The 23,335-nt window shown below is 64.5% G+C and carries 23 protein-coding genes; 18 read left to right on the top strand and 5 right to left on the bottom strand.

Translation table 11 applies throughout. The features are described 5' to 3' along the window. Positions 1–93: 93 nt before the first annotated feature. Together alr and CHU94_RS03910 are read left to right on the top strand one after the other, a co-directional pair. A complete protein-coding gene (gene alr / locus CHU94_RS03905) occupies positions 94–1,188 on the top strand; it encodes an alanine racemase (RefSeq protein WP_094476964.1) in 1,095 nt (364 codons plus the stop codon). A gap of 10 nt (positions 1,189–1,198) precedes the next feature. Further along, positions 1,199–2,410 carry an HD-GYP domain-containing protein gene (locus CHU94_RS03910; RefSeq protein ID WP_141211378.1) on the top strand — a complete coding sequence of 404 codons (1,212 nt, stop codon included), beginning with the start codon at positions 1,199–1,201 and terminating at the stop codon, positions 2,408–2,410. A gap of 3 nt (positions 2,411–2,413) precedes the next feature. Here the strand turns inward: CHU94_RS03910 and CHU94_RS03915 are convergent, their stop codons facing one another. Next, positions 2,414–4,993 (bottom strand): cation-translocating P-type ATPase, encoded by a 2,580-nt coding sequence (locus tag CHU94_RS03915; RefSeq protein WP_094476968.1) that lies wholly within the window; start codon positions 4,991–4,993, stop codon positions 2,414–2,416. 236 nt (positions 4,994–5,229) lie between these two features. On the opposite strand from CHU94_RS03915, the gene radA reads away from it, so the two are divergent. From radA to waaF, 11 genes are all read left to right on the top strand, one after another. Continuing rightward, complete coding sequence (gene radA, locus CHU94_RS03920; RefSeq protein ID WP_094476970.1) at positions 5,230–6,597, top strand: DNA repair protein RadA; 1,368 nt, start codon at positions 5,230–5,232, stop codon at positions 6,595–6,597. 38 nt (positions 6,598–6,635) lie between these two features. Continuing rightward, positions 6,636–6,977: a hypothetical protein gene (locus CHU94_RS03925; protein ID WP_094476972.1), complete on the top strand. Its 342-nt coding sequence runs from the start codon at positions 6,636–6,638 to the stop codon at positions 6,975–6,977. Positions 6,978–7,072: 95 nt separating this feature from the next. Beyond that, positions 7,073–7,471, top strand: coding sequence for a DUF1924 domain-containing protein (locus tag CHU94_RS03930; RefSeq protein WP_255033825.1), 399 nt, complete (start codon positions 7,073–7,075; stop codon positions 7,469–7,471). Positions 7,472–7,501: 30 nt separating this feature from the next. Beyond that, on the top strand, positions 7,502–8,038 hold the full coding sequence (locus CHU94_RS03935) for a diheme cytochrome c (protein WP_094476974.1): 537 nt from the start codon (positions 7,502–7,504) through the stop codon (positions 8,036–8,038). A 33-nt stretch (positions 8,039–8,071) separates the two neighbouring features. After that, the gene (locus tag CHU94_RS03940; RefSeq protein ID WP_094476976.1) at positions 8,072–8,833 is read left to right on the top strand and encodes a cytochrome b/b6 domain-containing protein; all 762 of its coding nucleotides are present in this window, start codon (positions 8,072–8,074) and stop codon (positions 8,831–8,833) included. A gap of 49 nt (positions 8,834–8,882) precedes the next feature. Then, on the top strand, positions 8,883–9,551 hold the full coding sequence (locus CHU94_RS03945; protein WP_094476978.1) for a response regulator transcription factor: 669 nt from the start codon (positions 8,883–8,885) through the stop codon (positions 9,549–9,551). Between the two features lie 6 nt (positions 9,552–9,557). After that, positions 9,558–10,919: an ATP-binding protein gene (locus CHU94_RS03950; protein ID WP_094476980.1), complete on the top strand. Its 1,362-nt coding sequence runs from the start codon at positions 9,558–9,560 to the stop codon at positions 10,917–10,919. A gap of 4 nt (positions 10,920–10,923) precedes the next feature. Further along, positions 10,924–11,358, top strand: a complete 435-nt coding sequence (locus CHU94_RS03955) for a glycerate kinase (protein ID WP_094476982.1) — start codon at positions 10,924–10,926, stop codon at positions 11,356–11,358. A gap of 49 nt (positions 11,359–11,407) precedes the next feature. Further along, complete coding sequence (locus tag CHU94_RS03960) at positions 11,408–12,346, top strand: branched-chain amino acid transaminase (protein ID WP_094476984.1); 939 nt, start codon at positions 11,408–11,410, stop codon at positions 12,344–12,346. A 5-nt stretch (positions 12,347–12,351) separates the two neighbouring features. Next, positions 12,352–12,558 (top strand): zinc-finger domain-containing protein, encoded by a 207-nt coding sequence (locus tag CHU94_RS03965; protein WP_094476986.1) that lies wholly within the window; start codon positions 12,352–12,354, stop codon positions 12,556–12,558. A gap of 107 nt (positions 12,559–12,665) precedes the next feature. Continuing rightward, complete coding sequence (waaF, locus tag CHU94_RS03970) at positions 12,666–13,655, top strand: lipopolysaccharide heptosyltransferase II (RefSeq protein ID WP_255033832.1); 990 nt, start codon at positions 12,666–12,668, stop codon at positions 13,653–13,655. Positions 13,656–13,964: 309 nt separating this feature from the next. Here waaF and CHU94_RS03975 read toward each other — a convergent pair whose 3' ends face one another. Further along, the gene (locus CHU94_RS03975; protein ID WP_094476990.1) at positions 13,965–14,609 is read right to left on the bottom strand and encodes a nucleoside/nucleotide kinase family protein; all 645 of its coding nucleotides are present in this window, start codon (positions 14,607–14,609) and stop codon (positions 13,965–13,967) included. Between the two features lie 133 nt (positions 14,610–14,742). Between CHU94_RS03975 and CHU94_RS03980 the strand changes: the two genes are divergently transcribed. The 4 genes from CHU94_RS03980 (at position 14,743) to CHU94_RS03995 (ending at position 18,923) form a co-directional block, all read left to right on the top strand. Then, entirely contained in the window at positions 14,743–15,729 is a 987-nt protein-coding gene (locus CHU94_RS03980) for a sugar ABC transporter substrate-binding protein (RefSeq protein ID WP_094476992.1), read from the top strand. A 131-nt stretch (positions 15,730–15,860) separates the two neighbouring features. Then, on the top strand, positions 15,861–16,820 hold the full coding sequence (locus tag CHU94_RS03985) for an ABC transporter permease (RefSeq protein WP_094476994.1): 960 nt from the start codon (positions 15,861–15,863) through the stop codon (positions 16,818–16,820). Beyond that, positions 16,820–17,608 carry an ATP-binding cassette domain-containing protein gene (locus tag CHU94_RS03990; RefSeq protein WP_094476996.1) on the top strand — a complete coding sequence of 263 codons (789 nt, stop codon included), beginning with the start codon at positions 16,820–16,822 and terminating at the stop codon, positions 17,606–17,608. The genes CHU94_RS03985 and CHU94_RS03990 overlap by 1 nt, the downstream gene beginning before the upstream one ends. A gap of 64 nt (positions 17,609–17,672) precedes the next feature. Continuing rightward, a complete protein-coding gene (locus CHU94_RS03995; protein WP_094477095.1) occupies positions 17,673–18,923 on the top strand; it encodes an ROK family transcriptional regulator in 1,251 nt (416 codons plus the stop codon). A 10-nt stretch (positions 18,924–18,933) separates the two neighbouring features. On the opposite strand, the gene CHU94_RS04000 is transcribed toward CHU94_RS03995, so the two are convergent. The 3 genes from CHU94_RS04000 to CHU94_RS04010 all read right to left on the bottom strand — a co-directional run bounded on the left by CHU94_RS04000 (position 18,934) and on the right by CHU94_RS04010 (position 22,474). Continuing rightward, a complete protein-coding gene (locus CHU94_RS04000; protein ID WP_094476998.1) occupies positions 18,934–20,208 on the bottom strand; it encodes a HAMP domain-containing sensor histidine kinase in 1,275 nt (424 codons plus the stop codon). A gap of 104 nt (positions 20,209–20,312) precedes the next feature. Beyond that, positions 20,313–21,029: a response regulator transcription factor gene (locus CHU94_RS04005; protein WP_094477000.1), complete on the bottom strand. Its 717-nt coding sequence runs from the start codon at positions 21,027–21,029 to the stop codon at positions 20,313–20,315. Positions 21,030–21,133: 104 nt separating this feature from the next. Next, positions 21,134–22,474: an MFS transporter gene (locus tag CHU94_RS04010; RefSeq protein ID WP_094477002.1), complete on the bottom strand. Its 1,341-nt coding sequence runs from the start codon at positions 22,472–22,474 to the stop codon at positions 21,134–21,136. An 18-nt stretch (positions 22,475–22,492) separates the two neighbouring features. Here CHU94_RS04010 and CHU94_RS04015 point away from each other — a divergent pair, with 18 nt between their 5' ends. Then, positions 22,493–23,329 carry a M48 family metallopeptidase gene (locus tag CHU94_RS04015; RefSeq protein ID WP_094477004.1) on the top strand — a complete coding sequence of 279 codons (837 nt, stop codon included), beginning with the start codon at positions 22,493–22,495 and terminating at the stop codon, positions 23,327–23,329. Positions 23,330–23,335: the final 6 nt, after the last annotated feature.

Consider the following 23,335-nt stretch of genomic DNA (forward strand, 5'->3'; position numbering starts at 1 on the left):
CGCTAGGTATTGTTGTAGGTCTCCAAACGTGCTGCGGTTATAGCACGCCCGCCAATGTCAAAATCTTCGTAGTTTCACGCCCCAACCGTCCCCATGCCCCGTCCCATCCAAGCCACCATCCACACCCAGGCCTTGCGCCACAACCTGGAGGTGGCGCGCCGCGCGGCACCCGATGCGCGGGTGTGGGCGGTGGTCAAGGCCAACGCCTATGGGCACGGCATCGAGCGGGCCTTTGATGGCCTGCGTGGCGCCGACGGCATCGCTTTGCTGGACCTGGACGAGGCCCAGCGCGTGCGCGGTCTGGGCTGGCGTGGTCCCATCCTCTTGTTGGAAGGTGTGTTCGAGCAGCGCGACCTGGAGTTGTGCTCCCGCCTGGGCCTGTGGCACACCGTGCACTGCGAAGAGCAGATCAACATGCTGGCCATCCACAAGACCAACGAGCCGCACCGCGTCTTCCTCAAGGTCAACTCCGGCATGAACCGACTGGGCTTCCAGCCCGAGCAGGTGCGCTCGGCCTGGACACGGCTGAACGCGCTGCCGCAGGTGGACGAGATTTCCCTGGTGACCCATTTCAGCGATGCCGATGGCCCCAAAGGCATTGCGCAGCAGATGGCCGTCTTCAAGGCCGCCACCGATGACCTGCCCGGCGAACGCACGGTGAGCAACAGCGCCGCCACACTGCGCCACTCCGGTCCCGGCCTGGTGTCCGACTGGGTGCGACCCGGCATTGCGGTGTACGGCAGCGCACCCGATTACCCTGAGCACACGGCCGCCCACTGGGGCCTGCAGCCGACGATGACGCTTGCTGCAAAAATCATAGCTGTTCGCGCAATAGAGATGGGGGCTAGCGTTGGATATGGCTCTACGTTTGTGGCCGACAAACCGATGCGCATTGGCGTGGTCGCCTGTGGTTATGCCGACGGCTATCCGCGCCTGTGCCCCACTGGCACGCCGGTGCTGGTGGACGGCGTGCGCACCCGCACCGTGGGCCGCGTCAGCATGGACATGGTGACCGTGGACCTGGAGCCTGTGCCCCAGGCCGGCATGGGCAGCGAAGTGACGCTGTGGGGCCGGGCTGCCAATGGTTCGGTGTTGTCCATCGACGAAGTGGCCGTCAGCGCCGGCACCGTGGGCTACGAGCTCATGTGTGCGCTGGCACTGCGCGTGCCCGTAGCGGTGGCAGACTGAAGCGCCGGCCTTGAAGTACGTGCCCATTCCGGTCGCCCTGCTGGCAGTGGGGCGGCCCATCCCGGTCAATATCTGGAGCGAAGCAGGCCAACTCTTGCTGCGCAAGGGCCAGCCCGTGGTCTCCGAGCAGCACCGCGACAAGCTCCATGCCTTCAACGCCTCGGCCACCCCCAGCGATGCACTGGCCTGGCAGCGCGCCTACGAACGCATGGTGCACGAGATGCTGCGCGACGGTGTGGACGTCATGACCATTGCCAAGGCCGGCATGCCCAGCGAGATCCGCGAGGCGGACTACGTGGTGGGTGCCCAGCTCAGTGGTGGCTGGCTGGACCTGCAAGAGGTCTTGCGCGGCATCCTGTACCAAGGGGGCTTGGCCATCAACCCCTTGAGCCGACTCGATGGCATTGCGCGCAAGCTTCTTAAGCTGCTGGAAGAGGATGCCGACGACAGCCTGTTCTGCCTGTTTCAGGCGCTGGCCGACGACAGCCTGGGTTACTGCGCCACCCACGCCTTGTTGTGTGGGGTGGTGAGTGCCCTTACGGCGCAGAAGCTGGGGCTGGACCCGCACGCCCGCCGTAGCCTGGTGGATGCCGCCCTGACCATGAACATTGCCATGGCCCGCGACCAGGACAGTTTGGCGCGCCAAGCGACTCCCCTGACCGACTGGCAGCGCACCCTGATCCGCGAACACCCGGAACGCAGCGCTGCCATCCTGCAATCCTTTGGGGTGGAAGACCCCGACACACTGGATTTGGTGCGCTGGCACCACGCGCCCGACGCGCCCGAGGCCCTGCCGCGCAACCTGCGCTCGCGCAAGATCCTGAGCACTGCCGACGCTTTTGTCGCCAAGATGGCGGCGCGCAAGACCCGCTCGCCCTTGTCGCCGCTGGGCGCGGCCAAGTCCATCTATGTTGGGGCGGAAGGCGACGCGGCCGCCGTGGGCGCCGCCATGGCCACCGCCGTCGGGTTCTATCCGCCCGGTACCTACCTGTTGTTGGCCAATGGCGACACGGCCGTGGCGGTGCAACGTGGCGCCAAGGCCACCACGCCGTGGGTCGTCGGTGTGATGGATAAAAACAGCATGCCCATCACCCGTTACCAGCCGATAGAAGCTGCCGGCACAGAGGCCACCATCGTGGCACCGGTGAATTTTGAAACCGTCAAAATTGCCATCAGTGCGGACAGGGTGCGCCGCGCTCGTGACCGCATCCCCAAGCCCTGAGCCTCAGGCCGCGAGGGGGCGGCGCTGCCAGGCCTTGAGCGCCTCAAACCACAGCACACACAGCAAGCCCAGGCCCACTGCGAGTGCCAGTCCGTCGCCAGGCATGGGCGCAAATGCAAACAGCCCTTGCAGCCAAGGCAGGTACACCGCCGCCAGGGTGAGCAGCAGCGCCACGCTGCACACCACCCACAGCGTTCGGTTGGGGGTCGCTACCGAACGCCACAGGGGCAGATGGCTGCGGTTGCAAAAAATCAGGCCCAAATTACCCAGCACCAGCGTGATGAATGCGAAGGCTCGTCCGCCGTCCTCTCCCCACTGGCCCATCGCCCACCACTGCGCCGCCATCACCACGGCAAGGGCGCCAGCGCCCTGCAGCAGGGCAAGGCCCAGCGTGCGCTGGCCCAACAAGGGGGCTTGCACATCGCGCGGGGGGTGGCGCATGCCATCGGTCTCGGCGGGCTCGTTTTCAAACACCATGGAGCAGGCCGGGTCGATCACCAGTTCCAGAAACGCAATGTGCAACGGAAACAGCACCGTAGGCCAGCCCAGCAGCACCGGCAGCAGGGCCATGCCGGCAATCGGCACATGGACCGCCAGGATGTACGACATGGACTTGCGCACATTGTCAAAAATGCGCCGCCCCAGCCGGATGGCCCCCACGATGGAGGCAAAGTTGTCGTCCAGCAGCACCAGCGCGGCGGACTCGCGTGCCACGTCCGTGCCGCGCCCGCCCATGGCAATGCCCACGTGGGCCGCCTTGAGCGCTGGGGCGTCGTTCACGCCGTCGCCGGTCATGGCCACCACCTGGCCATCCGCTTGCAGGGCTTGCACAATGCGCAGCTTTTGCGCCGGGGCCACGCGGGCGCACACGGCCACTTCGCGCATGCGGCTGCGCAGGGCGGCATCGTCCAGCGTGGCAATCTCGTCACCGCTGAGCACCCCGGCCGCATCGCCCTGGGCCAGGCCGGCGGTCCGGGCAATGGCGTGGGCGGTGGCGGGGTAGTCGCCGGTGATCATCACCACCCGAATGCCGGCCGTGTGGCACTGGGCCACCGCGTCGGGAATGCCGGGGCGCAGCGGGTCTTGCAAACCCAGCAGGCCGACAAAATGGAAGGTGAAGTCGTGCTCCTGCGCCGGCCAGTCAGTGCCTTCAAACTGGCCTTGCGCCACCCCCAGCACCCGCAGGCCTTGCCCGGCCATGGCGTCCACGGCGGAGGCAATGCGCAGGCGCTCGGCCTCGGGCAGGTGGCACAGATCCACCACCGCTTCGGGCGCGCCCTTGGCCGCCACGATGCGAGTGTGGTCCTGGGTGATGGTCCACACATGGGACATGGCGCGCAGCTGGGGCGTCAGGCCGTACTCGCGCACCAGGGTCCAGTCCCGGTGCAGGTGCTCGGTGCCTTGGAGGAAATGGGCGCCCAGCCGGTGAAAGGCCAGCTCCATCGGGTCGTACGGGTCTTGCACACTGGCCAAGATGGCGAATTCGGCTACGGTGTGAAAGGCCTCCGGAAGCTCTGACTGCGCGCTGTAGTCCACCGCCAACGTGGCATCGGCCTGTGTGCCGCCATAGGCGTAGAGCTGGGCCACGGTCATGCGGTTTTCGGTCAGGGTGCCGGTTTTGTCCACACACAGCACCGAGGTTGCGCCCAGCGTCTCAATGGCGGCAATGCGCCGGGTCAGCACCTGCAGTTTGGACAGGCGCCACGCGCCCAAGGCCGGCAGCACGGTCAGCACCACGGTGAACTCTTGCGGCAGCAGCGCCATGGCCAAGGCAATGCCGGCCAGCACGGCGCCCATCCAGTCGCCGCGCATCAGGCCATAGGCCAGTACCAGGCACACGCTGGCGGCCAGTGCCACTACCGCCAGGGTGCGCACCAGCCGCGCCGTCTGCGCGCGCAGCGGCGAGGCTTCGGCCTGCAGGCTTTGCAAGGCGCTGCCAATGCGGCCCATGGCCGTGCGTTCGCCGGTGGCCAGCACACGCGCCGTGCCATGCCCTTTGACCACCAGCGTGCCGCAGTACAAAAACGGTGTCTGGTTACCGCCGGCCTGCGGAGGCAGAGCGGTCGGCATATCGCTACCCGCAGGCACCGCCAGCTTGTCGACTGGGGTGGATTCCCCGGTCAGCAGGGATTCGTCGGCCATCAGCTCGCTGCCGTCCAGCAACACGGCGTCGGCGGCAATGCGGTCGCCCTCGGCCACCACCAGGATGTCGCCCACCACCACATCCTGCCCGGCAATGCGCTGGGGCTGGCCATCGCGCAGCACCAGCGCGCGCGGGCTGGAGAGCTGGCGCAGGGCCTGCATGGCGCGTTCGGTCTTGCCTTCCTGGTACAGCGTGAGCCCCAGCACCACGACCACCAGCCCCATCAAAATGCCGCCTTCCTGCCATTCGCCCAACACGCCGTACAACACGGCGGCGGCCAGCAGCAGCATGAACATGGGTTCTTTGAGCGTTTCCTGCACGATGGCCGCCAGCCGGCGCGGCTGCTCACCGGGCATCACGTTGGGGCCGTCGGCCTGCAGGCGCTGCGCCGCCTCAGCCTGGCTCAGGCCAGTCGTTGGGTCTTGGGATGAAATTGGCATCTAGCCCTCATGAAATATGCGCGAACAGCTCCTGAAACCATAGCAATTCAGGCGGTTGGAGGCAACTGGACGGCCTGCGGTGGATGATGCGCCCACCGGCCCGTAGCCGTGGGTGCGCCAGCGTACGCTGCGCCGCGGTGTTGGCACCTGATGTGGCGCAATCACGGCGCAAAGAGCCACTCAGTCCCTGGGCGGGGCGCCTTGGTATCTGTAAATACATACAGTATTATTCGGCCATGGCCAAAGAAAAAACTGTCTTCACCTGCAACGAGTGTGGTGGCACCAGCCCCAAGTGGCTGGGCAAATGTCCGCACTGCAACGCCTGGAACACGCTGATCGAATCGGTGGCCAGCAGCGACGGTCCGGCCAAAAACCGCTTTGCTTCCTTGGCCAAAACCGCCGAGGTGGCGGTGTTGTCCGACATTGAAGCGTCCGATGTGGAGCGCACCCCCACGTGCCACGAGGAGCTGGACCGCGTGTTGGGCGGCGGCATGGTCGAAGGCGGCGTGGTGCTGATTGGCGGGGACCCCGGCATCGGCAAGTCCACGCTCTTGTTGCAGGCGCTCGATTCGCTGCAGCGTTTGGGCAAAAACACCTTGTATGTGACGGGCGAGGAGAGCGGTGCGCAAGTGGCCTTGCGCTCACGCCGCTTGGGGCTGGACCATTCGCAAGTCAAAGTACTGGCCGAAATCCAACTCGAAAAAATCCTCGCCACGCTGGAGGCCAACCGCCCGGATGTGGCGGTGATCGACTCCATCCAGACGGTGTATTCCGAACACCTCACCAGCGCGCCGGGCTCGGTCGCCCAGGTGCGCGAGTGCGCAGCCCACCTGACCCGTGCGGCCAAGGCCAGCGGCACGGCCATCGTGCTTGTGGGGCATGTGACCAAAGAGGGTGCGCTGGCCGGACCGCGTGTGCTGGAGCACATGGTGGACACGGTGCTGTACTTTGAGGGCGACACGCACAGCCAGTTCCGGCTGGTGCGCGCCATCAAAAACCGCTTCGGCGCGGTGAACGAGATCGGCGTATTCGCCATGACCGAAAAAGGCCTCAAGGGCGTGAGCAACCCCAGCGCCATCTTTTTGAGCCAACATGCCGAGCCGGTGCCCGGCAGTTGCGTGATGGTCACGCTGGAAGGCACGCGCCCGCTGTTGGTGGAGATTCAGGCATTGGTGGACAGTGGCGGTCCATCACCGCGCCGCCTCAGCGTGGGCTTGGACAAAGACCGCCTGGCGATGTTGTTGGCCGTGTTGCATCGCCACGCAGGCGTGGCGTGTATGGACCAGGACGTGTTCATCAACGCCGTGGGCGGTGTGCGCATTGGCGAGCCGGCGGCTGATTTGGCGGTGATGCTCTCCATCACCTCGAGCTTGCGCGGCAAGCCGCTGCCCAAAGGCTTCATCGCGTTTGGCGAAGTGGGGCTGGCCGGCGAAGTGCGCCCGGCACCGCGCGGGCAAGAGCGCTTGAAAGAAGCCGCCAAGCTGGGCTTTACCGTGGCCGTGGTGCCCAAGGCCAATGCGCCCAAAAAGCCCATTGAGGGCATGACCATCCACGCCGTGGACCGGGTGGAAGAAGCCATGAACGTGGTGCGCGGTTTGGGTTAGCGCAACACACTATCTGCCGCGCGGCCTACACTGCGGGCATGCGCTGGCTCAACAAACTTCCCGGCTCCATCCGCTCTGCCAGCGGGCTGGAGTGGGCTTTGTGGCGCAAGTTGCCCGCCATTTGGGCGGCTGGCACGGTGCTGCCCCTGGGGGCGCTGGGCGCCTACCACTGGCTGGCCGATGCATCCACCCCGGCTGCCGCGCGTGCCGTGTTGCTGGCCGACTATGTGGTGGTGGGGCTGGTGGTGTTCCACTGGACGGCGGTGCTCACCATCGCCATTGGCTGCGTGGTGGTCATGCTGATGAAGGGCCCCGCCTATGTGGCCGACGGCTTGGCGGTGAGCCACAGCGACCAGCCCCGGACTGAGCCAGAGCACTGACCTTGGCGGCCGTTTTGGTGCGCTCTGGTTTGCCATTTGTTGCCTTAAGACCCCGTTAATGTGTGCTTCCTACCATGCAAGGCATGGAGGTTTTCATGCACCGTTGTCACCGTACCGTGCTGCCCGTGGTGGCAGCCGCCTTGTGCTCCACCGCGCTGTGGGCCGGCACCCCCGCTGAACAGTTGAACGCTCTGGCTGCCCAGGCGGGGCGCAGTCCCAACCCGGCCCAGGGCCAACAATTCTTCAATGCCCAACACGGCCGCGAGTGGAGCTGCGCGTCCTGCCACAACGCGCTGCCCACCGGCGACGGCAAACACGCCAGTACGGGCAAAGCCATCACTGCGCTGGCACCGGCCTTCAACCCCGAGCGGTTCACTGACCCCGCCAAGAGTGAGAAGTGGTTCCGTCGCAACTGCAATGACGTACTGGCCCGCGAGTGCAGCGCGGCCGAGAAGGCGGATGTGCTGGCCTGGCTCATCAGCCTCAAGCGCTGAAGGCAGCGACCCCCGTTTCAAAGGAAATTTATGCCAAATTGGCCTCTAGCCACCGTGCAATATGCGCGAGCAGCTCCTAAATGGATAGCGGTTCTGACCGTGGCGTGCCTGTCGTTGGGCAACGCCTGTGCCGACTCCAAAGGCCCCATGGTGCCGCCCCTGCCCAAGTACCAGGCCGAATGTGCGGCCTGCCACATTGCCTACCCGGCGGGCATGTTGCCCGCGCCCTCGTGGAAGCGGCTCATGGGCTCGCTGGACAAGCACTACGGTACCGACGCCTCACTGGACGAAGCCAGCGTGCGCGAGATCAGCCAATGGCTGCAGGTAAACGCTGGGACCACCAAGCGGGTGCGCGAAGAGCCCCCGCAGGACCGCATCACCACCTCGGCCTGGTTTGTGCGTAAGCACGATGAGCTGGACCCCGCCATCTGGAAGCAAGCCGCCGTGAAGAGCGCAGCTAACTGCATCGCCTGCCACACGCGGGCTGACAAAGGTAGTTTCAGCGAACGCGAAATTACCTTTCCCAAAGGCTTGGACGCGCGCTTTCGCCGCAACTGGTCGGACTGACCCTCAACCCCTTTTGCTTTGACGAGGTTCCCCATGACCACCACCACTTTTCCCTCTGCCGCCTCACCCGCACAAGCTGCGCGTCGCCGTGTGGTGGACGCGCCCACCCGCGTCTTTCACTGGCTGTTTGCCCTGAGCTTTCTGGGCGCTTATCTCACCGCCGATGGTGAGCGCCTGCGCCTGCTGCACGTCACGCTGGGCTACACCATGGCGGGTCTGCTGGCGTTTCGCGTGCTCTACGGCCTGCTGGGGCCGCGCCAGGCGGCGCTGTCCCTGCTGTGGCGCAAGCTGGCGGGGCTGGGTTCCTGGGCACAAGCGATCAAGACGGCCGCACAAGCAGACGCAAGCCCGGCGGTGAACTGGCGCCAGGGGCAGAACCTGTTCATGGCGCTGGCCATCGTGGCCATCCTGGTCATCGTCCTGCCACTCACACTGTCGGGCTATGCCACCTACAACGAGTGGGGCGACTTTCTGGGCGGTGACTGGATTGCCGAGGTGCACGAGTTCTTTGGCAACACGGTGCTGGCCGCGGTGCTGGCGCACATTGCCGCCATCGTGGGCCTGAGCCTGTTGCGTCGCAAGAACCTGGCTGCACAGATGGTGACTGGCCGTGCTGACGGACCTGGCCCGGACCTCGCCAAGCGCAACCATGGTTGGCTGGCTGCCCTCTTGCTATGCGCCGTATTGGCCTACTGGACTTGGGAGTGGCGGCAGTCGCCACAAGGCTTGATTTCGCCGCAGGCCATCAGTGCCGTGTTGAGCGGGCAGGGTGACGATGATGGCGACGACGATTGATGACTTCGCCATGCACAATAGTCTGAACAGTTCCTGCGGAGCCCCCTGAATGCGCATCCTTCTTGCCGAAGACGATTCCATGCTGGGCGATGGCCTGCGCTCCGGGCTGCGCCAGCTGGGGTTTCAGGTGGATTGGGTGCGCGACGGCATGGCTGCCGAGCGCGAACTCTCAGGCGGCGAATACGCCGCTGCCGTACTGGACCTGGGCTTACCGGCCAAGGATGGACTGGATGTGCTGCAGGCTCTGCGCAGCGCCGGTGTGGCCACCCCAGTCCTTGTGCTCACCGCCCGCGACGCCGTACCCGACCGCATCCGCGGGCTGGACCTGGGTGCTGACGACTATGTGCTCAAACCGGTGGACCTGCACGAGCTGGCCGCACGCCTGCGCTCGCTGGTGCGCCGTTCACACGGTCTGGCGCAAGAGGTACTGCAGATGGGTGCCCTGGCGCTGGAGCCCGGCACCCGCCGCGTGCTCTGGCGGGGTGAAGAAGTGGCCCTGTCGACCCGCGAGTTCGATCTCTTGCATGCGCTGATGCGCAGCGCCGGGCGGGTGCTCTCGCGCGAGCAACTGGAGCAGCAGATGTACAGCTGGGGTCACGAGGTGGAGAGCAATGCGATTGAGGTGCACATCCACCACCTGCGGCGCAAGCTGCAGGCCGATGCCATCCAGACCGTGCGCGGCGTGGGCTACCGCGTGAACCCGCAGCCGGGCGTTTGATTGAATATGTCAGGCGGTCGCTCCCTTCAACTGCGCCTGCTGGTGCTGCTGTCGGTCTCGCTGACGGTGGTGTGGCTGTCCGTGGCGGTGTGGACCTGGGTGGACGCGCGCCACGAAGTCGATGAGCTCATGGACAGCCACCTGGCCCAGGCCGCCGCCATCCTGGTGGTGCAGCCGCTGGACTTGGAGGACGACGCCGTGGCCGATGCTCCCGCCCTGCACAAGTACAACGCGCGGGTCGCGTTCCAGGTGTTCCACGAGGGCACGCTGGTCATGCGTTCTGCCAATGCTGGCGCCGAGCCTCTGAGTCGGCAACGCCGGGGATTCGACACCGTGCGTCTCGGTAACGAACGTTGGCGGGTGTTTGCCACGCGGGGGGCTGAGAGCGATGTGCAGGTGTACGTGGGCGAGCAAATCGACTCGCGCAATGACATCGTTTGGGCTATGTTGCGCGGCATGTTGCTGCCCATGGCCCTGGCATTGCCCGTACTGGCCGCCTTGTTGTGGTGGGCGGTGCAGCGGGCACTGGTGCCGTTGCGCACCCTGAGCCACACCCTGCGCCAACGTGCGCCCGATGCCCTGAATCCGGTGATGGTGCCCGATGTTCCCACCGAGATGCAGCCACTGGTGGCCGAACTCAACGGTCTGCTGGCTCGCATCGAACGCATGGTGCAAAGCGAGCGCCGCTTTACCGCCGATGCTGCGCATGAACTGCGCACGCCGATTGCCGCCATCCGTGCCCAGGCCCAGGTCGCTCTGGGCGCTGGGGACGATGCTGCAGAGCGCAACCATGCCCTGCAAACTACGCTGGCCGGGTGCGATCGGGCTGCGCATTTGGTAGACCAGTTGCTGGCACTGGCCCGCCTGGATGCCGGGGCCACCATACCGGCTGCCGACGCCTGCGATTTGCGCGCCCTGGCCCGCGAGGTGGCGGCCGATCTCGCACCTGCGGCTTTGGAGCGCGGGCAAGACCTGGAGTTGGAGGATGGCGGCAGCGATGTGGACCGTGATGCGACCTGCGTAGTGTCTGCCCCCGCGGCCTGGCTGCTGATGTTGCTGCGCAACCTGCTGGACAACGCGCTGCGCTACAGCCCGGACGGTGCGCGTGTGCAGGTGCGGGTGGCCAACACGGCTGGGCCGGTGGTGCTGGAGGTGCATGACAGCGGCCCCGGGATGGCTGAGGCCGACCTGCAGCGCCTTGGCGAGCGGTTTTTCCGAGTGCTGGGGCACACCCAGAGCGGCAGTGGCCTGGGCTGGTCCATCGTGCGCCGGATTGCCGAGGTGACGGGGGCCGAGGTGACCGTGCAGCGTTCGGCGCTGCTGGGTGGGCTGCAGGTGCGGGTGGTTTGGCCTGGCCTGCGAAAATAGGCGGATGCAAATTCAAAAAATTCTGGTGCCCGTGGGCGCTCTGGTGCTGGCCGTGGCGGGTTATCGGGCCTACGGTTGGCAAGGTCTGGCCTTGGTGGCGGGCGGCTTGGTGATGTGGCAGCTGTTGCACTTCACGCGCATGCTGCAAATCCTCAAGAAGGCGGCCAACCGCCCCATCGGCCACGTGGACAGTGCCGTCATGCTGCATTCCAAACTGGCCGCCGGCCAGCCCCTGTTGCATGTGGTGGCCCTGACCCGCGCGCTGGGCCAGCTGGAGTCGCCCAAGGACACTCAGCCCGAGCGCTACCGCTGGACCGACACGGCCCAGTCCAGCGTCCTGTGTGTGTTCCAGGACGGCAAGCTGCAGAGCTGGGAGCTGACGCGCCCGGCAGGTGGGGCCCTGGCGGACCCCGCCGGACCGGGTGCTTTGGCCCCGTAAAATCGCTTTTTCTGCCAGCTGTGCAGCCCACCCCAACAAGGACACCCCGATGAGCGTACTTCCTCCCTCTATGTCGGACCGCGACGGAAAAATCTGGATGGATGGCCAGATGGTCGAATGGCGCGATGCCAAGATCCACGTGCTGAGCCACACCCTGCACTACGGCTGCGGCGCTTTCGAGGGCGTGCGCGCCTACAACACCGTCAACGGCCCCGCCATCTTCCGCCTGGAAGAGCACACCGAACGCCTGTTCAACAGCGCCAAGATTCTGCGCATGAAGATCCCGTTCACCAAGGAACAGGTGAATGAAGCCCAGTGCGCCGTGATCCGCGAAAACAAGCTGGAATCCGGCTACCTGCGTCCGCTGACCTGGATCGGCGACAAGAAGCTGGGCGTGTCCCCCAAGGGCAACACCATCCACCTCATGGTTGCCGCCTGGCCCTGGGGCGCCTACCTGGGCGAAGAAGGCATGAAGCGCGGCATCCGCGTCAAGACCAGCAGCTACACCCGCCACCACGTCAACATCACCATGACGCAGGCCAAGGCGGTGAGCAACTACACCAACTCCATCCTGGCTAACATGGAAGCCACCGATGACGGCTACGACGAAGCCCTGTTGCTCGACAGCTCCGGTTTTGTGTCCGAAGGCGCTGGCGAAAACATCTTCGTCATCAAGAACGGCGTGATCTACACCCCCGACCTGTCGGCCGGTGCCCTGAACGGCATCACGCGCAACACCGTGTTCCACATCGCCAAAGACCTGGGTCTGGAAATCGTGCAAAAGCGCATCACGCGCGACGAGGTCTACATCGCCGACGAAGCTTTCTTCACCGGCACCGCCGCTGAAGTGACCCCCATCCGTGAGCTGGACCGCATCGAACTCGGTGCCGGTAGCCGCGGCCCGATCACCGAGAAGATCCAGACGGCATTCTTTGACATCGTCAATGGCCGCAATCCGAAATACGCCCACTGGCTCACGAAAGTCTGATCACCATGACCCAAGCAGTTGTTGAACTCCTGGCCAAGGACCTGAACCATCAGGGCGGCGTGTTTTGCCCCAGCCCTGTGGCTGGCATGCAGACCTGGAACACCCACCCCAAGGTCTACCTGGACGTAGCCCGCACCGGTGAAGCCAAGTGCCCCTACTGTGGCACCGTTTACAAGCTGAAAGACGGCGAGCACTTCGCTGCAGGCCACTAGGCGTGCAGGTGGCCCCAGGGCAGGCCGCAGCGGAACCGGCTTTGCCGGGCCGCCAGCGGCGCCCCCTTGAGGGGGAGGCGGCCGCGGGCTGCTTCGGGGGGGAGTCATTGGTGATCGCGCCCCAATGGATAGGGGATGCGGTGATGACCGAGCCGTTGATGCGCCGCCTGCAGGCGCGCGGTGAGCGACTCACGGTGGGAGCGCTACCCTGGGTGGCGCCGGTGTATCGGGCCATGCCGCAAGTGGCCGAAGTGATCGAGTTTCCCTTCGCCCATGGCGGCTTGCAGTGGGCTGGGCGTCGCGCCATGGCCAAGGCGCTGCGGGGTCGCTTTGATGCCGCCTATGTCTGCCCCAACTCCCTCAAAAGCGCCCTGATCCCCTGGTGGGCCGGTGTTCCCCGACGTGTGGGTTACTCAGGAGAGAGCCGCTGGGGCCTGATCAACCCGCGCCTGCCCAATCCGCCCGAGGGCGAGCGTCCGCCCATGGTGGCGTTTTACTCCGCCCTCAGTGGCGAGACCGGCCTGGACGCTGACCGGCCTCAACTGCAACTGACCCCCGGCGCTGCGGATCAGGCACTGGCCGCGCAGGGGCTGTCAGCCCACGGCTTTTATGTGATGGCGCCCGGCGCCGAGTACGGCCCGGCCAAGCGCTGGCCAGCGGCCCACTTTGCCACGCTGGCCAGCCAGCTGGCCTTGCCGGTGCTGCTGCTGGGCTCGGGCAAAGATGCTGCAGTGTGTGCCGAAATTGCCAGTGCCGTGAACGCCAGTCAGCCCGGCCAATGCGTGGACTTGGCCGGGAAAACCTCGCTGGACCAGGCGATTGCGCTGATTGCCTCGTCCAAGGCCATGGTCAGTAACGATTCGGGCCTGATGCACGTGGCTGCCGCCTTTGGCGTGCCGCAGGTGGCGGTGTTTGGGTCGTCCAGCCCGCTGCACACGCCGCCACTCAGCGACCGGGCTACCGTACTCTGGCTCAAGAACGACCCCAGCTACCAGCCGCCGCTGGACTGCGCCCCCTGCTTTGCGCGCGACTGCCCGCTGGGCCACACGCGCTGCCTGAACGACATCACACCGGCCAGGGTGCTATCGGCTTTATAGCTGCTTGCGCAGTATCCATGAGGGCTGGATGCCAATTTGGCGCTCAAACTGAGCCGAAAAAAAAGCCACCCGAAGGTGGCTTTGTAAAGTCCCCGAAGGGACGTCGTTGGAACCTGTTGAAGGAAACCTATTGGCTGGTTTCGCTTCGATCCTTGTGAACTGTGACAGCAGCTGGGATGAATTTTCAGCCTTGCCCGGAAAAAGCGGTATCCCCCATTCGGGTGAATTTGCAGTCTTTTTTGCAAAAAAATCGCAGTTTTTGGCCTGCGCCGCCGATTTGGGGTCGCCAAATCGCCCCAATCCTGCCGGTCATCCCGAAATTGCAGCATCCGCCCGGTGCCGGCTGGCTTCAATGCGCCGTGCATTGGGTTCGTCGGTCTGCGCCATCCACTGCAGGGCCTGTTCGCGCGTGCGGCCAAACTGCATGTGGCGTGTCAGCAGGCGTTGCTGGCGCACGGCAGGGTCTACGTCCAGGTACCAGACCTCGTCCAGCAGCGCACGTGCGCCCGCCCAGCCATCGTCTTCCAGCAGCAGGTAATTGCCCTCGGCAATGACCAGGGGAATGTCGTGCGCAATGGGAATGGCACCCGCAATCGGCTCTTCCAGGGCGCGGTTGAAGTCGGGGGCATAGACCGTTTCCCCTGCGGGTTGGTGACGAATGCGCTGCAAGAGGGCGATGAAGCCCGCGCTGTCAAAGGTGTCGGGAGCACCCTTGCGCTGGGCGCGGCCCAGGCGTTCCAGCTCGGCCTGCGCTAGGTGGAAACCGTCCATGGGCAGGTACTGGCTCTGACCGGCGTTTTGCGCCTGCAATGCTTGGGCCAAGGTGGATTTGCCGGCCCCCGGTGGCGCCACGATGCCCAGCACCTTGCGCTGCCCGGTGGCGAGCAGGGCGCTTAGGCGCTGCTGGGTATCAGCGGGGGATAAAAAAAGTACCGATGGCTTAGGGTTTTCCATAATTAAAGTAACTTGATTTAAATAAATGAATGGAACTATAGTCCAGCCACGCCGTGAGAGAGCGTACTTTCCCAGGGGCCTGTTCCCCTGACCAACCAGCACAAAAAGGTCGCGCAGACCGAGGAGAACCCTGATGAAGAAGTCCACCCCCCTGATCTTGTCCGCATTGGCTTTGGCCGCATCCAGCGCCTTCGCGGCCGGTGAGCCCGTGATTGGCCTGATCACCAAAACCGAGACCAACCCCTTTTTCGTGAAGATGAAGGAAGGCGCTGAAGCTGAAGCCAAGAAACTGGGCGCCAAGCTGATGAGCGCTTCGGGCAAAAAAGACGGCGACACCGCTTCGCAAATCGCCGCGATCGAGAACATGACCGCACGCGGCGCCAAGACCATCCTGATCACCTCCTCTGGCGATGCCATCCTGCCCGCCGTGAAAAAGGCCCAGGAAAAAGGCGTGCAAGTGATCGCGCTGGATAGCCCCTTTGAAGGCGCTGACGCCCTGTTTGCCACCGACAACTACAAGGCCGGCGAGCTGATCGGCCAATACGCCAAGGCCGCCCTCGGAGGCAAGCCCGCCAAGATCGCCATGCTGGACCTGTTTCCCGGCCACCCCGTGGGTGCCCAACGCCACAACGGTTTCATGAAGGGCTTCGGTCTGCAAGCCAACGACGCCAAATCCAATGAACTGTCCAAGACTGCGGAAACCGTGTGCGCGGCCGATACCGACGGTAATCAGGCCAAGGGCCAAACAGCGATGGAAAACTGCCTGCAGAAGGACCCCGCCATCAATGTGGTCTACACCATCAACGAACCCGCCGCTGCCGGTGCGTACAACGCGTTGAAGAAGGCTGGCAAGGAAAAAGGCGTGTTGATCGTGTCGGTGGATGGCGGTTGCGCTGGCATTGCCGACGTGGGCAAGGGTGTGATTGCCGCGACCTCGCAGCAATACCCGCTGAAGATGGCCGCCATGGGCGTGGCCGCGGGTGTGGACTATGCCAAGGGTGGCAAAAAAGCCTCTGGCTACGTGGACACCGGTGTGACCCTGATTGCAGGCAAGGCCGTGGCCGGTGTGGACAGCAAGGATGTGAAGACCGGCACAGACCTGTGCTGGGGCAAGAAGTAAGTTGTCTCCAGGCTGGCACGCCGGTGCCAGCCTCTGCGGGGTCCGGTGTGCGTTGCGGCGTTCACCGGGCCCTTGCAACCGTTTCGATCTCCCGTTTTTCTGCGCATCTGCGCGCCAATCGGTAACTCCCCATGGCTACGAATTCTTCCAAACCTATCCCGTGGGCCCTGCTGGGGCCTTGGCTGGCCCTGCTGGCAGCTTGCGTGTTCTTTGCCACGCAGTCTGATCGCTTCCTCACAGGAGAAAACCTCTCTCTGGTACTGCAGCAGGTCATGGTGGTGGGCTTGTTGGCCATCGGTCAGACCCTGATCATTCTGACCGCCGGTATCGACCTGTCCTGCGGCATGGTGATGGCGCTGGGCGGCATTGTGATGACCAAGTTCACCATGGACCTGGGGCTTCACCCCGCCGTGGCCGTGCTGTGTGGCATTGGTGTCACCGCGGCCTTTGGTTTGCTCAACGGTCTGCTGGTCACGCGTGTCAAGCTGCCCTCCTTCATCGTGACGCTGGGCACCATGAACATAGCGTTTGCGATCACCCAGATTTACTCCGAAGCCCAAACCGTGGGCAACCTGCCCGAGAGCATGACGGTGTTGGGCAACACCTTTTCCCTGGGCGGCACCTCGGTCGCTTGGGGCACCGTAGTCATGCTGGGCATGTACCTGCTGGCCTGGCACCTGTTGCGCGACACCGCGGCCGGACGCCACGTCTACGCAGTGGGCAACAACCCCGAGGCCGTTCGCTTGAGCGGTATTTCTGTTGAGCGTGTTTTGCTGGGTGTGTATGTCTTGGCCGGCGTGCTGTACGGCATCGCAGCGCTACTGTCTGTCGCCCGTACCGGCGTGGGTGACCCGCAAGCCGGGCAAACCGAAAACCTGGACGCCATCACTGCAGTGGTGCTGGGCGGGACCTCGCTGTTTGGTGGGCGCGGCATCATCCTAGGTTCCTTGGTCGGCGCGGTCATCGTGGGGGTGTTCCGCAACGGCCTTACCTTGATGGATGTGGCCTCGGTCTACCAGACCCTGATCACCGGCATTCTGGTCATCCTGGCGGTGGCCGCAGACCAACTCTCACGCAAGGGAGCCCGCTGATGGCTAAGCCCCAAATCATTCTCAAGGCTTCGGGCCTGGTCAAGCGCTACGGCGGCGTCACCGCGCTGGACGGGGTGGACTTTGAATTGCGTGCCGGAGAGATCCTGGCTGTCATTGGCGACAACGGTGCGGGCAAGTCCAGCCTGATCAAGGCCTTGTCGGGCGCGGTGGTGCCGGATGAGGGCAAGATGGAGCTGGACGGCAAGCCCGTGCAGTTTCGCTCGCCCATCGACGCGCGCCGCCATGGCATCGAAACGGTCTACCAGGACTTGGCTGTGGCACCTGCCATGTCGATTGCCGAAAACCTGTTTTTGGGCCGTGAGTTGCGCCGCCCCGGTGTGTTGGGTAGTGTGTTCCGCTCCCTCGACAAAAAGAAGATGTTGGAAGAGGCCATCAGCCGGATGAATGACCTCAAGGTCGGCATCCGCTCCATGACGCAGGCGGTAGAGACGCTCTCGGGTGGTCAGCGCCAATGTGTGGCGGTGGCGCGTGCAGCGGCCTTTGCGCAGCACGTAGTCATCATGGACGAGCCCACCGCCGCATTGGGCGTGAAAGAGGGCAATATGGTGCTGGAGCTGATCCGTCGCGTGCGCGACAAGGGCCTGCCGGTCATCCTGATCAGCCACAACATGCCACATGTTTTTGAGATCGCAGACCGCATCCATATCCAGCGACTGGGCCGTCGGGCCTGCGTGGTCAACCCCAAGGCGATCAGCATGAGCGACACCGTAGCAGTGATGACGGGCGCCAAAGCAGTGGAAGACCTGCCTGCATCCGCTTTGGCCTGACTCGCAGCGGGCATCCAAAAGTTTTTGGCATGCGGGGGGCTTCATGGGTCAAAATCGCCCCACCATGAACCTTGCTGATAACGCACCCGCCACCCGCGCCGATACGGCAGGGGTGGTATCACCCCCGGTCTTGCGGCCCCGTGGCTCCAACCATGTGGGCATGCGCCAGTTTAATGAGCGGGTAGTGCTCCATGCCATCCGCCTCAATGGCAGCCTGCCCAAGGCCGACTTGGCGCGACTGACAGGCCTGACCGCGCAGACGATTGGTCTCATCACCACCCGGCTGGAAGACGATGGCCTGCTGATCAAGCAGGAGCGGGTGCGCGGCCGCATTGGCCAGCCCTCGGTGCCCATGGCGCTGAACCCGGATGGCGCGTTTGCTTTGGGCATCAAGATAGGCCGGCGCAGTGCGGACTGGTTGTTGGTGGACTTTACGGGCAAGGTGCGTGTACGCGAGACGCTGCCCTATGCCTTCCCGGATGCGGAAGCCCTGCTGCCCGAAGTGCAAACGCGCATGCGCGCCATCCAGGATGGCCTGGGCGCATTGGCGCCGCGGTTGGTGGGTGTTGGCGTCGCAGCGCCTTTCAATCTGGGCGGATGGCACAAAATGCTGGGCCTGTCCGAGGCGGTGTCGGACCAATGGAACCACATCGACCTGTGCGCGCAAGTGCAGGCCATGACGGACGCGCCAGTGAGTTTCGCCAAGGACACCTCGGCGGCCTGCGTGGCCGAACTGGTGGCCGGTCGCGGACGCGACCTGAAAAGTTTTCTGTATTTGTTTGTGGACACCTTTGTTGGCGGCGGACTGGTGCTCAATTCGCATCTGCACGGCGGTATTCATGGCAATGCAGGCGCAGTGGCCTCGCTGCCGCTGCAAGTGGCAGCGGCGGGCGGCGTACCTGAGCAGCTGATTGCCCATGCCTCGCTGTGGGAACTGGAGCAGCACTACCAAGCCGCAGGCTTGGACCCCAGCGCAGCCTATGACGACCGTGCAATGTCGGCTCCCTTTGTCACCTACACCGACGCCTGGATCCGCAGCGCCGCACTCGGTCTGGCCCAGTGTGTGGTCAGTGGTACCGCATTCCTGGACATTGATGCAGTGGTGATTGACGGCTCGTTTTCGCGTGCCATGTTGCAACGCCTGATCGAAGAAACCGGCCAGGCCTTGCGCCGCTACAACTGGGAAGGCCTGTGGCCTGCCACGGTGATTGCGGGCAGCATGGGCTCGGATGCGCGGGCGCTGGGCGGCGCGCTACTGCCCCTGCACGAGAACTTCGCTCCTGACCGGGACCTGTTCCTGAAAGCGGCGTCCTGACGGTCTGATCTCAGCCGGTCATGGACCGTTTCTCCAAAGGCAGGCGAATTTCAAAGCAGGCGCCTCCTTCGGGTCGGTTGCGGCAGCTCACCGTGCCGCCATGGCGTTGGGTGATCGATTTGACCAGAGCCAACCCCAAGCCAACGCCCCCTTCTCGCTCCGAAGCGCCGGGCAGGCGATAGAAGGGCTCGAAAATCCGCTCTTGCAGGGCCTCGGGTACGCCAGGACCACGGTCGCACACTTGCAGGGTGGCGTGTGTCGCATCTTGGCTCAGCACCAGCGTGACTTCACCCGCGCCGTAACGGCGTGCGTTCTCCAGCAGGTTGCGCACGGCACGGCGCAGCAGCTTGGCAATGCCAGGCACTCCCAGTGTGGCGGTGGCCGTGTCCAGGGTGGCTTGGGTGCGCGCGCACTCTTCGGCAGCCAGGCCTACCAGGTCAACCGATTCCACCGTGCCCATATCGGCGTCTTTGGCGTCCAAGCGGCTGGCCAGCAGAATTTCCTCGATCAATTGGTCCAGCTCGCTAATGTTGCGGGCGATCTCGGCTTTGAAGGTGGGGCTGGGGCTGCTGCCCATCAGCTCCATGCCCATGCGGATGCGCGCCAGTGGAGAGCGCAGCTCGTGCGAGGCGTTGGCCAGCAAGGACTTTTGGGACGCCAGCAGGGCCTCGTGCGATTGCACCAAGCTCTGTACCTGCTGGGCCGCGTGGTTGAAGCGGGTGGCCAGGAAGCCCACCTCATCGTCCCCACCCAGCGGAACGCGTGTGCTGAGGTCTCCATCACCCCAGCGCTCCACGCCTTGGCGCAGTGTTTCCAGGCGCCGCGTCAGGCGGCGCACGATCGGGTAGGTACCCAGCGCGACCGCGATGGCCACCAGGCCCAGTGTCCAGAAGAAGCCAAACGGCGCTTTCAGGCTCGATGCGGGAGGGCGTGGCAGGTGCATGTGCACGGTTTGGCCATCCTGCATGTGGACCAGAAATTCCGGACCCCGGCCGAAACGGCCTGGCAGGTCGTCGTCGGGGGGGGCATCCAGATCTGGCGGTGGAGGAGGCGGTTGGCCCATGTTGTCCGGGCTTGCATTGCCCATGCGCTCGCTGCGTTGCTGGGGGCGGCGCAGGCGTGCGTGGCCACTGCCAATGACCTCACCGGCCTCATTGCGCACCACCACTTCGCGCAGCGGGGGCTCGGTGGTCAGGCGCCAGGCCCAACCCACCAGCAGGGTGAGCACGGCCACGGCCAGCACCACGGCCAGCCAGATACGCACATACAGTTTGTTGAAGAACATTTTGGTGCGCAAGGACTAGTTCGCCGCCGGGCCGCCCCAAGGCGAACGGAGGCCTCCTTGGGGGGCAGCGACCCGCGCAGCGGTGGAGCGTGGGGGGCACATATTTAGTCTTGTTGCCGCGCAAACACATAGCCCACGCCGCGCACCGTGAGAATGCGTTTGGGGTCCTTGGCATCGGCTTCGATGGCGGCACGGATGCGGCCCATGTGCACGTCGATGGAGCGGTCGAACGCTTCGAGTTCGCGGCCCCGCACGGCCTCCATGATTTGGTCCCGCGTGAGCACGCGCCCGGCCCGCTCGGCCAGGGCGACCAGCAGGTCAAATTGGTAGGACGTAAGCTCGCAAGGTGCTCCTGACACTGTCACGGTGCGCGCATCGCGGTCAATTTCCAGGCTGCCAAAGCGCAAGGTCTTGCCGCTGGGCGCACTGGCGTCGGTTTTGCGGCGCAAGATCGCGCGGATGCGGGCCAGCAGCTCGCGCGGTTCAAACGGTTTGGGCAGGTAGTCATCGGCGCCGAGTTCCAAGCCGATGATGCGGTCCATGGCGTCGCCCTTGGCGGTGAGCATGAGCACTGGCACGCTGGAGGCGGGCGCGGGCAGGGCACGAATGCGGCGGCACACTTCCAGCCCGTCGATGTCGGGCAGCATCAGGTCCAGAATGACCAGTTCGGGCATGGCCCCGGCGGGGGGCTGGGTCAGGTGGCCCAAGCCACTGAGGCCGTCGCCGCAGTGGCTGACAGCAAATCCCGATTGCTCCAGGTACTCTGCCACCATGGTGGCGAGGCGGGCATCGTCTTCGATCATGAGCAAGTTTTGGCGCATGGTCGCAGTCTATCGCCAGGTCCTGCGTGCCGTATACCGACAGCTTGTCGGGCCGGTAAAGTTAGGTAAAAATCACTACAAAAATGATAGCTGCTTGCGCAGTGTCAACGGGCGTCAGATGCCATTTTGATGCGTGAAGCCAGCCACACCAGTAGTAAGACCGGAAGCCCCAAGCAAGCGGTGGCGGCGAAGAAGCTGGGGTAGCCAAAGTGGTCTACAAACTGCCCCGAGAAGCCCGCCAGAAACTTGGGCAGCAGCAGCATCATGGAGCTGAACAGGGCGTACTGCGTGGCCGAGTACTGCACATTGGTGAGTGAGGACAGGTAAGCGATGAAAGCGGCGCTGGCAATGCCGCTGGACAGGTTGTCCGCCGAAATCACCAACACCAGGGCACTCAGGTCGTGGCCGCGCGTGCCCAGCCAGGCAAACAGCAGGTTGCTGGCCGCACTGAGCGCGGCGCCCAGCATCAGCACACGCATCACCCCCAGGCGCAGGGCTAACGCCCCACCCACGAAGGCGCCCAGCAGGGTCATGACCACCCCAAAGCCTTTGCTGATGGCAGCCACTTCGTCTTTGCTGAAGCCCATGTCCACATAAAACGGGTTGGCCATGATGCCCATCACCACGTCGCTGATGCGGTAAGTGGCAATCAAGGCGAGGACGAGTGCCGCATGCCAGCGGTAGCGGCCTACAAAATCGGTGAAGGGGGCAATCAGCGCGCCTTGCAGCCACTCAGCGGCGTTGCGGGCGGGTGGTAGCGGTGCACGCGCGGGTTCTCGCGAGAACAGCACCGTCAGTACGCCCGGCAACATGCTGGCCGCCATTACGAGGTACGCCGTGCGCCAGGCGCCATATTGGTAGAGCGCGGCGTTGGGGACTTCAGCGCGTGCCGCAATCCACAAGGCGCCAGCTCCCGCCCAGATCATCGCCAAGCGGTAGCCCGCCTGGTAGGTGGCGGCCAATGCAGCTTGGTGTTCGGTGTCTGCGGACTCAATGCGGAAGGCGTCCAGCGCAATGTCCTGCGTGGCGGAGCCAAAGGCCACCGCCACTGCGCAATACACCATAGGGGCCAGTGCGAGGGTTGGGTCGGTCAGCGCCATCATGATCAGGGCCGCCATGATCATGGCTTGAGACAACAAAAGCCAGCTGCGCCGCCGGCCCAGCAGGTGCGTGAGCACGGGAATGGGCAAACGGTCCACCAGCGGTGACCAGACCCATTTGAATCCATAGGCCAGCCCAACCCAGCTCAGGAACCCGATGGTGGTGCGGTCCACGCCCGCCTCACGCAGCCAAAAGCTCAGCGTGCCGAATACCAACAGCAAGGGCAGTCCAGCCGAAAAGCCCAGGGCCAGCATGCGCAGTGATGCCGGTTCAGCATACACCTTGAGGGTTGCAAGCCAAGCAAGGGGTGCTGGGGTAGGGGGCGTGGAGTGCGGCGCAGTCATGCGGGAATAATAGCGGCCATGACCTTGCGTACTTCTCACCACCTCCTGGGGGCCTTGCTGGGCCTGTCCCTGTCTTTGGGTGTCGTCTGTGCCACAGGAGCGCAGACGCGTGAAGGGGTGAATGTGGGGGGCAACTCGGCATTCAGCAAGCTGGTGCCTGCTGCGCAAGTGGAGCAGGCCGCCGCCCAGCAGTATGCCCAGATGCTGGCCAAGGCCCGCGCACAGAATGCGTTGGCCGGCGCCAACGACCCACAGCTGCGGCGCCTGCGTGCGATTGCAGCCAAGATCACCCCATTTGCTGCGGACTGGAACGAACGCGCAAAGGGCTGGAAGTGGGAAATCAATCTGATTGGGGCCAACCAGATCAATGCCTTTTGTATGCCGGGTGGAAAAATCGCTTTCTACACTGGCATCCTCGATGTGCTCAAACTCAGCGATGACGAGGTCGCCATGGTCATGGGCCACGAAATTGCCCACGCCTTGCGCGAACATGCACGCGAGCGCATGGGGAAGAACGCCGCCACGGGCCTGGGCGCCAACCTGTTGAGCCAGGTGCTCGGCTTGGGCGATATCGGCCAGACCGTGACCCAATACGGTGCCCAGTTGCTAACCCTGAAGTTTGGCCGCGAGGATGAATCCGAAGCGGATCTGGTGGGGATGGAGTTGGCGGCCCGTGCGGGCTACAACCCGCGCGCAGCGGTCAGCCTGTGGCAGAAAATGGGCGCTGCCAACAAGGGCGCTCCGCCCGAATGGTTGTCCACCCACCCCTCGGGTAATGCCCGTATTGCGCAAATCGAGGCCCACTTGCCCCAGGTCATTCCCTTGTACGAGCGGGCTCGCAAGACCAAGCCCTAAGCGGCC

The organism is Rhodoferax sp. TH121, from assembly GCF_002251855.1.
Lineage (GTDB): Bacteria > Pseudomonadota > Gammaproteobacteria > Burkholderiales > Burkholderiaceae_C > Allorhodoferax.